Here is a 9,461-nt window from a genome sequence, read left to right as displayed (position 1 = left end):
CCGCTCGACTTGCATGTGTTAGGCCTGCCGCCAGCGTTCAATCTGAGCCATGATCAAACTCTTCAATTAAAAGTTTTTTTGTTTGAAGTAAACTTCAAACCATGCTCAATGAATTCTGAATTTGATACCTTTCGATATCGAATTGACTATGAAGTCACTCAGTTACATTTGAGACTCTAAATTTGTTTGCTCCACTTAGTAAACTAAGCTTCGCTGTTAGAACTCAACCTGTACGAGTGCCCACACAGATGATTGCTTTATATTGTTAAAGAACGTTTGAGATACTTTTGCGTCTCAAGGGCTGTGCATTCTACGCAAGCCGTTATTTTTGTCAACACTTAATTTTGAGAAAAGTTTATTTTTTCAAAACTCAGTTTTACTTGACTCAACCAACTCGTCGTTTTGCTTTTTTGTAAGCAGTCCGCCGTGTCGGTGGATGCGCATTATAGGGAGATCCGAATTGAGATCAACTGTTTTTTGAAGTTTTTATGAAAAAAATGATTGTTCGCGCAAAATACGAACGAAACGGGTAAAAATAGCACTAAAAAAGGCCCCGAAGGGCCTTTTAACGTTATTTTACTATGAGCTTCCAACCTACTTTTGCTTGTAGCTTGGACTCTAGTTGCAGCTCACTGGCCATTAATGGGTGATATTTTAACCAATCACCATCAAATGTCAGTGTAAGGGTGTTTTCATTAACACTGAGATCAATCGCTGGTAGTACATCATCTTGGCGACGCATTGATAAGATCACAGCGATCCGCACAACTCTTGTTAAGCATTCTGCGAGTATTTGATGACAGCCCAAGTGAGCAAAACTGTTTTTAACAAGATCAGCGCGATGCTCACTAGCAACAGCAGTAATCAGTTTATGCTCAGATTGCGAGAATCCAGGCATATCTGTGTTTTCTATAATGTAAGCCGTGTGCTTATGATAAAGCTTATACTCTATTAGTAAGCCTATCTCGTGCAATTTTGCTACTGTCCTTAGCAATGCAATTGCATTTTCATCGATCGATTGCCATTGCCCCATCACGCTTTTAGCCAACTGCTCCGCAAGTTGCGCAACACGACAAGCCTGTTTTTGATCTACATGATAGCGATTCATTAAACCATCAACTGTACGCTTGCGGATGTCGTGGTTATGAAGCTCTGGCACCATGCTATATAAAACACCTTCACGCAATGCACCGCGAGCAAGACCCATTTGTTTTATATCTAATGATTGAAACAAGGCGATTAATATAGCGAGGCCAGAAACAAACACTAGGCGGCGCTCTTCACTCAAGCCAACAAGCTCAAGATCAGCAATCGTTTCAAATTGCACTGATTGCTCTTTAATAGCGAGAAGTTTATCAAGCGTTAAAAGCTCATCTTGGTTTTGTGCAACCATGATTTCTTGGATCGCTTGCACTGTGCCTGACGCGCCGCTCGCAATTTGCCATCCAGTTGCTTGGTATTCATCGACAATTTCTGCAACCACTTCACTTGCCGCGTTAATTGCAGCTGCAAAATTTTCGTTACTGAGCTTTTGATCTTTGAAGTAGCGTTCTAGGAAGGTAACACAGCCCATGTGCAGGCTTTTATAATGCAGTGCATCAAAACCCTGACCAATAACAACTTCGGTACTGGCTCCGCCAATATCGATAACCAGTTGTTTACCGCTACAAGCAGAGGTATGAGCCACACCTTTATAGATTGTCTTAGCTTCTAGCTCACCGCTGATAACATTGATTTTATGACCAAGGATCTGTTCAGCTTTATGCTTGAATACATCAGCATTAATAGCAAGACGTAAAGTTGCGGTCGCAACAATTGTGATGTTTTTCTTTGGTATGTCTTGTAGACGTTCAGCAAACAAGGCTAGGCATTCCCAACCTCGTTGCATGGCTTCAGTGCTAAGGACGTTGTTTTCATCAAGCCCTGCAGCAAGCCTTACTTTACGTTTTACTCGACCGATCGTTTGCAGACCGCCAGCAATCGATTTAGCGATCAGCATATGAAAGCTATTTGATCCTAAGTCGATTACTGCATACACATTTTTTTGCGGTTGAAGTTGCCCCACCGTTCAAAAACCTCTAGTTACTACTAAGTCTTCAATAACGGCCGTTTATCACGACCGCGATTTCTGGTAACTATTATTTGGTCGACGTCCGTTGTTATTACGATTACGTGGGCCTGTAGAATAGTTCCGCTTTTTCTGAATAGTAGGCTTAGTTAAATCATCAAGCAATGCACTTTTATCATAATGTGATAATGGAATGCTGTGTTCTATGTATTGCTCAATTTCGTGGAGATTATAGGCGTACTGTTCACAGGCAAAGCTAATAGCGTGTCCTGATGCACCTGCACGTCCGGTACGACCAATACGGTGTACATAGTCTTCACAATCATCTGGCAAATCAAAATTAAATACATGACTTACTTCTGGGATGTGCAAACCACGAGCTGCAACGTCTGTTGCTACTAAAAAGTCTAAATCGCCTTTGGTAAATTGAGCCAAAATTGATTGACGCTTTTTCTGGTTTACATCACCGGTTAATAATCCAACTCGGTGACCATCGGCTTTCATCCATGCATAAACATTCTCACAACTGTGTTTCGTATTTGCAAACACAATCGCTTTATCTGGCCATTCTTCTTCAATTAAAGTTAACAGTAACTTAATTTTGTCATCTTGCGATGGATGGAATAGCTCTTCTTGAATACGCTTACCTGTTTTTACATCAGGTTCAACTTGTACATGCTCAGGGTTAGTCATATGTTCAAACGCTAATTCCTGCACACGATATGACAAGGTTGCAGAGAATAATAGGTTTAATCGCTCAGACGTTTCTGGCATACGTCTAAACATATAACGAATATCTTTTATAAAGCCTAAATCGAACATACGATCTGCTTCATCAAGCACTACAACCTCGATTTCATTGAGGGTATAACAGCCCTGCTTGTATAAATCGATAAGGCGTCCAGTAGTCCCAATTAAAATATCAACGCCTTTTTCTAGTTGTGCACGTTGTTTTTCGTAATCTTCGCCACCATATACTAATCCTAAGTTAAGATTACAGTGTGGCGCTAAAATTTTTGCATCTTTGTGTATCTGAATCGCCAGCTCCCTTGTTGGGGCCATGATCAGGGCTCTTGGATGTTTACTAGATGCTTTGCTAGATTGTAATAACCGATGGCACGTGGCGGTTAAAAACGCCAACGTTTTGCCCGTACCTGTTTGCGCTTGGCCCGCAATATCGCGGCCTTCACAAATAAAAGGTAGGCATTTTGCTTGAATGGGTGTGCAATATTCAAACCCATTTTCGGTTAAACCGGCAACCACTTCCGGTGCGATAGCAAAGTCTGAAAACTTTTTATCGGTCAAATGTGTCTTAGTCATAGCGTTTAAGCATAACGTTTAAACTTGCAATAAGAAACAAGAGTGTTTAAATACGCATTAAATATTTCGCCTAACTAATCGGAGATCGCAATGAGCGAGAAAATTATTCAATTAACTGACGATAGCTTTGAAGCTGACGTACTACAATCAGACAAACCTGTACTTGTTGATTTTTGGGCTGAATGGTGCGGACCTTGTAAAATGATCGCCCCTATTCTTGACGAAGTAGCTGGCGAGTTTGATGGCCGAGTTACCGTTGGTAAACTTAACATCGACCAAAATGCAGGCACACCACCAAAGTTCGGTATCCGTGGTATCCCTACATTACTTCTTTTCAAAGATGGCCAAGTTGCAGCAACTAAAGTTGGTGCTCTTTCTAAGACTCAATTAGTAGAGTTTTTAGAAAACAACATCTAATGAAAATATAAAAAAAGGGCTTTTTGCCCTTTTTTTAGCTTTATTTTGTTTAAAGACTGGACGCCTTGCTAGTGACCTGCTAGTTTATAAAGCCAACTAATCCTTAGTTATACCAACAAACCTCACTCATGTATCAAACGATGATTTTGAGTATGACAATTGTAATAAAGAACCCACCAATATGCATTTACGCGAATTAAAAGACAAGTCTATAAAAGAGCTTGTAAACTTAGCTGAGTCCATGGGGCTCGAAAACGTAGCCCGTTTAAGAAAACAAGACATCATTTTCGCCATCCTTAAAGCGCACGCTAAAAGCGGTGAAAACATCTATGGCGGCGGTGTACTAGAGATCTTACAAGATGGTTTTGGTTTCTTAAGATCATCAGAAGCATCTTACTTAGCCGGCCCAGATGATATTTATGTATCACCGAGTCAAATCCGTCGATTCAGCATGCGTACTGGTGACTCAATTTCAGGCCTTATTCGTCCACCTAAAGACGGCGAACGTTACTTCGCACTATTAAAAGTAAATGAAGTAAACTTCGACAAACCTGAAAACTCTCGCACAAAAATCCTATTTGAAAACCTTACCCCACTACACGCAAACGAACGTTTACGTATGGAGCGTGGTAACGGTAGCACTGAAGACATCACAGCACGTGTACTTGATTTAGCATCACCAATTGGTAAAGGTCAACGTGCGCTTATCGTTGCTCCGCCGAAAGCGGGTAAAACCATGCTACTGCAAAACATTGCGCAATCGATCAGCTACAACCAGCCTGATTGTGAACTGATGGTTCTTCTTATCGACGAACGTCCAGAGGAAGTTACAGAGATGCAGCGCCTTGTAAAAGGTGAAGTAGTTGCCTCAACGTTCGATGAACCGGCGAGTCGTCACGTTCAAGTTGCCGAGATGGTAATTGAAAAAGCAAAACGCCTTGTTGAGCATAAAAAAGACGTGGTTATCTTACTTGATTCAATCACACGTCTAGCTCGTGCCTACAATACGGTGATCCCTTCATCAGGTAAGGTATTAACCGGTGGTGTTGATGCAAACGCATTACACAAACCAAAGCGTTTCTTTGGTGCAGCTCGTAACGTAGAAGAAGGCGGTAGCTTAACAATTATCGCAACGGCTCTTATCGATACAGGTTCGAAGATGGACGAAGTTATCTACGAAGAGTTCAAAGGTACAGGTAACATGGAATTACACTTAAATCGTAAGATTGCCGAAAAGCGTGTATTCCCAGCGATTGACTTTAACCGCTCAGGTACGCGTCGCGAAGAGTTACTTACTAAACCTGATGAACTACAGAAGATGTGGATCTTACGTAAGATCGTTCATGAGATGTCAGAAATTGACGCAATGGAATTCTTAATTGATAAGCTTTCGATGAGCAAAACCAATGATGAATTCTTTGACTCAATGAAACGACAGTAACGATTACTAAGTTTTTAAAAAATGCCTGTTTAATACAGGCATTTTTTTTGCCTAAAACTAAGCACATAACACTTTAAAAGTTATACTTTTACAGAATAAGTTTATTGGTATTTGAAGAATAATTGTTCTATAAATGATTAGATATAAAGGTAAGGATCCTCTATGTCGCATTTAAAAATTGCAATTATTCTATTTGTAGTTAGCTTAATTGGCAGTATTACCAGCTTTATCATTTTCAACTCATCTATGAAAGAAATAGTCATTTTTGGCTTAGTTTCAGTCATTCCTTGGTCGCTATTAATCATTTATCTACATAAAGATAATGACAAACAAAAGGACTACCTTAAATATTTTGTATCTTGTATAACAACGAAAGATGGCATCGACTTCACTTTTCGGTTTAATGAAAGTGACAGCCAATTACCTGAGGTCTGTCACGCATTAAATGCAAGTCTAACCATGGTCGAGCATTTACTTAGTGAAGTTTCAGCTTCATCTGCGCGGCTTCTTCCTATGGCAGATGCTCTGCGAGACACCTATGCCTCAATGACTCAAAAAGCCACAATACAAAATGCACATGGAATTGATTTAGCCAATACAATAAATCGAACGATTGAAGTGTCAAGAAAGCTTGATCATAGCTTGAAAGAAATCTTTCAATCGGTTTTGGCCGCGACAGAATCAGTTCAACAAACTCGTTCTGATTCAGAGAAAAGCCAAGCAAGCCTTATTACACTTGCTGATAATATAAATCTCACAAGCGAACAAATTTTATTACTTAAACAAGACAGTGATGCTATAGGCTCAATTATTGATGTAATAAATGGCATCGCAGATCAAACCAACCTCTTGGCATTAAACGCGGCAATTGAAGCAGCTCGCGCTGGTGAGCAAGGTCGAGGCTTTGCAGTTGTCGCAGATGAAGTAAGAAACTTAGCTGCACGAACGAGTAAATCGACCCAAGAAGTGCGTGAAATGGTAGCTAAAATTCAACACAGCACCAAACTTGCAAATCAACTGATGCAAACAGCTCTCATGGAAGCTGAAAATACAGTACAGTTATCTGATGCAACGACAAAAGAAACAAATAAAATAGAGCAGGCTATGTTAGCTATCAGCAACTACTCAGAGGGCGTTCATGAGCAAGTCGCAATACAAAGTACTATGTCTGACGAAGCCCAGGCTAGTATTGATGCAATGGTAGAATTAAACTCAGACGCACTTTCAAGTTCGCAAATTCAAGCTGTGTCCAGTAAGGATTTAGTTAGCTTAGCTCACGCTATAGATGACAAACTGTCTTTGTTTCATATTGCTCTCCCAGATATCGATACTAATCAGCGTATAAATCGCGATCGTATCCAAACTAGCGACTCTTCTAAAAATCATCAAGATGGAGAGATTGAGTTATTTTGACTTACAGCAGCACAATGTAGCTGCTCAAGCAACTGAGCAACTAGGCTAGTTAAGTCTGATAATTTTTGCTGTTTTAGTGCAGACTCAAGCGCCATTGCACTCACTGCCACCTCATCTAACGCAAACATTTTTGCAGCACCACCAATGCGGTGCGCATCCTGCTGCAAATCGAAGTATTTATCAGCAGCAAAGTGTTGTTGTATTAAGGCGCTTTCGTGCTCGAAACTTGCAATAAAACTAGCGACTAAGTCGCTCATATCATGCTGAGACTTAATTGTAACGGCGTCCTTCTTACAATGCTTAGCAAGTTGCGTGTAAAACACCTTTTTATCAATTGGCTTAGCAAGATAACCTGTAAATCCCGCTTGAAGATAACCGTCGATTTCGTGACTAATAGCATTAGCCGTTAACGCATATACGGGCTGTGTAAACCCACATTCATGTAATAGTTTAAGCGCACTTAAACCATCAAGCACTGGCATCTGAATATCAAGCAACACAACATCGGGAAACTCCTTTAAACACTGCTCAACGGCTTGCTCACCATTTTCTACAGCAATCACTTCAAGTCCCATAGATTCTAAATAGCGAGAAATTAGACGGCGGTTATCTGGATGATCTTCAGCTAGCAGCACTTTGCCAGATAAGCCATTGGCAGCATGTTGTTCGAGTTTTGCAGGCTCAATGATGTCAGAGCTTGGTATATACTCTTTACAAGGTAAGTAAAATGAGAACACGCTACCTTGGTTCAGCTCACTTTCAACACTTATATAACCACCCATCATCATTGCAAGCTGTTGCGATAAACTTAATCCAAGTCCAGTACCACCGAAACGGCGACTAATACTATTGTCACCTTGGCTAAAGCAGTCAAATATTTGATTCAGTTGCTCGGCATTCATGCCAATACCAGTGTCGGTAACATAAAACCACACACCTTGCTCAACACGCGAAACCTTTAACTCGACTTCGCCTTGGTTTGTAAACTTAATTGCATTTGCACACAGGTTAATAAGGATTTGTTTAATGCGGGTAAAGTCGAGCAAGCTATAATATTGCTCACCAAGTTCATTATGAAATGCAAAGTTCAACCCTTTATCTTTAGCCTGACCACTAAGCATAGAATGGACATCTGTAAGCAACCGAACTAAATCCCCCTCTTTTAGGCTAAGCTCTAGCTTGTTAGCTTCAATTTTACTGATATCTAGCACGTCATTTATTAGCTCTTTTAAATGATCACTTTGTTTTTGGATAACAGCAAGTTCATCATTTAAGTGCTCTGGTTTATAATAACCATTAATTAAATTATCTGTTTGCCCTAAAATTGCAGTTAGCGGCGTACGAATTTCGTGACTAATATTTGCTAAAAATTGACTCTTTATTTCGTTAGCTCTGCGCAATTTTTCTGCTGTTTCTTCAAGTTCTTTTGTTCGTTTTGCCACCATTAAAGAAAGCTGCTCTTTAGCGCCTTTTTCAATACTACGACGGTATACAGTAATACCTGTTACCACCAGCATAACGAATAAGATGAATAGCATAATGCCCAACTGTCGTTGTTTGGACATTTCGAGATCTTGTACTTGTTGACGTTGCTTTAGTTCGATTATTTCTTGATTGAGCTGAGTTGCTTGTATCTGGCTTTGTAACTCTCCCATCGACTTTAATAATTTGGCATTTTGAACAGAGTTAAATGAACGAACAAACTTATCAAAATTCGCAACGGCTGTAGCAAAATCACCTTGACCTGCTTTAATTAAAGCCATCATTCCCATACCATCTTGAACACGTAAATCGTCTTTGTACTCCTTTGCCATCTGTACTGAAGTAGTTAAAGTGGATTCAGCTTTTGTTAATTTATTCTGTAACAATTCAATTTTTGCTTGTGACAACACGCCGGCCAACTCTAAGGCTTTGTTGTCAATTTTTTTTGCAAACTCAATTGCTTTTTCGGCATGGCTTAAGGCAAGCTCTAAATCACCCGTGCGCAAATAAACATTAGCAATGTTGCCATGGCGAGAAGACAAGAAATAGGCGTTATTTGTTTCTTGATAATAGCGCAAAGCACGCTGATAATAATGCAAAGAGAGTTGATACTGCCCAAGCTCAGAATAAGCTACCCCCATATTTCCATAGGATTGAGCGACACCATCCATATCACCTAAACTTTGGAATATATTTAATGTTTCTCTGTACATTTCAAGAGCAACTTCGTAACTTGAAAGTCGAATATATATTCCGGCAATGTTATGCAAAATATCAGCTTTATCTTGCTCACTACCATGTTGCTCATAAATATCTTTGGCCTGTTTGTAGTAATTTAAAGCTTGATTCAAATTAAACATATCAAAATAAGCGAGACCAATATTGCTCATTAAATTGGCTTTAGCTAGTGGGTCAGGCATTTTTTCAGCAAAAGGTATCGCTTTTAAGTACGCTATTAGCGCCTGTTGCATCAAACCTTGATAATAGTAGGTCACTCCTTGCATTTTTATTGCACGAAAGAAACGCTCCGGATTGGTATCAAATGATGTAGATAACTCAACTTTTTGGTAATTTTCAATTGCTTTAGAAAATAAGTCTTTCTCTAATGCTAAATCGGCTAATTGCATATAAACATCAAGAGTTTGCTCATTACTCAGTGAACCTTGTGAAATTAACTGTAACCCTAGTTGATGCTTATCTTCCCACTGTTCTTGTTGTGTGAATTGCTCAAATAATGAATTTGCAGCCAAATTGAAGGGCATAACGAAAAAACAGCAAAAAAACGCTGAACAAAGTATGCTTAAACGTGTAGGTGCGAGC

The 9,461-nt window shown here is 39.8% G+C and carries 6 protein-coding genes and 1 rRNA gene; 3 read left to right on the top strand and 4 right to left on the bottom strand.

The genetic code is table 11. From position 1 onward, the window contains the following. The 3 genes from IMPJCBKJ_RS18160 to rhlB all read right to left on the bottom strand — a co-directional run. Nucleotides 1-69, bottom strand: a 16S ribosomal RNA gene (locus tag IMPJCBKJ_RS18160); the annotation flags it as partial. Between the two features lie 502 nt (nt 70-571). After that, the gene (gene gppA, locus IMPJCBKJ_RS18155) at nt 572-2,065 is read right to left on the bottom strand and encodes a guanosine-5'-triphosphate,3'-diphosphate diphosphatase (RefSeq protein WP_166341469.1); all 1,494 of its coding nucleotides are present in this window, start codon (nt 2,063-2,065) and stop codon (nt 572-574) included. A gap of 48 nt (nt 2,066-2,113) precedes the next feature. Further along, complete coding sequence (gene rhlB / locus IMPJCBKJ_RS18150) at nt 2,114-3,388, bottom strand: ATP-dependent RNA helicase RhlB (protein ID WP_054554680.1); 1,275 nt, start codon at nt 3,386-3,388, stop codon at nt 2,114-2,116. A gap of 90 nt (nt 3,389-3,478) precedes the next feature. Here rhlB and trxA point away from each other — a divergent pair, with 90 nt between their 5' ends. From trxA to IMPJCBKJ_RS20860, 3 genes are all read left to right on the top strand, one after another. Beyond that, nucleotides 3,479-3,805, top strand: coding sequence for a thioredoxin TrxA (gene trxA, locus IMPJCBKJ_RS18145; protein WP_054554679.1), 327 nt, complete (start codon nt 3,479-3,481; stop codon nt 3,803-3,805). Nucleotides 3,806-3,986: 181 nt separating this feature from the next. Then, nucleotides 3,987-5,246 carry a transcription termination factor Rho gene (gene rho, locus IMPJCBKJ_RS18140; protein ID WP_054554678.1) on the top strand — a complete coding sequence of 420 codons (1,260 nt, stop codon included), beginning with the start codon at nt 3,987-3,989 and terminating at the stop codon, nt 5,244-5,246. Between the two features lie 162 nt (nt 5,247-5,408). Continuing rightward, nucleotides 5,409-6,659 carry a methyl-accepting chemotaxis protein gene (locus tag IMPJCBKJ_RS20860; protein WP_166341467.1) on the top strand — a complete coding sequence of 417 codons (1,251 nt, stop codon included), beginning with the start codon at nt 5,409-5,411 and terminating at the stop codon, nt 6,657-6,659. Here the strand turns inward: IMPJCBKJ_RS20860 and IMPJCBKJ_RS18130 are convergent. After that, a complete protein-coding gene (locus IMPJCBKJ_RS18130; protein ID WP_240921059.1) occupies nt 6,632-9,403 on the bottom strand; it encodes a tetratricopeptide repeat protein in 2,772 nt (923 codons plus the stop codon). The two genes, IMPJCBKJ_RS20860 and IMPJCBKJ_RS18130, sit on opposite strands and share 28 nt — an antisense overlap. Nucleotides 9,404-9,461: the final 58 nt, after the last annotated feature.

The organism is Pseudoalteromonas sp. MB47 (assembly GCF_011319765.1).
Classification (GTDB): domain Bacteria; phylum Pseudomonadota; class Gammaproteobacteria; order Enterobacterales; family Alteromonadaceae; genus Pseudoalteromonas; species Pseudoalteromonas simplex.
Note: the sequence above shows the minus strand (reverse complement) of the source record. Positions and strands in the feature narration are given on the sequence as shown.

Bases quoted from the DNA above. Each gene is read 5' to 3' on its own strand.
- IMPJCBKJ_RS18130 (WP_240921059.1), bottom strand. From the start codon at position 9,403: ATGCCCTTCAATTTGGCTGCAAATTCATTATTTGAGCAATTCACACAA.
- rho (WP_054554678.1), top strand. From the start codon at position 3,987: ATGCATTTACGCGAATTAAAAGACAAGTCTATAAAAGAGCTTGTAAAC.
- IMPJCBKJ_RS20860 (WP_166341467.1), top strand. From the start codon at position 5,409: ATGTCGCATTTAAAAATTGCAATTATTCTATTTGTAGTTAGCTTAATT.
- rhlB (WP_054554680.1), bottom strand. From the start codon at position 3,388: ATGACTAAGACACATTTGACCGATAAAAAGTTTTCAGACTTTGCTATC.
- trxA (WP_054554679.1), top strand. From the start codon at position 3,479: ATGAGCGAGAAAATTATTCAATTAACTGACGATAGCTTTGAAGCTGAC.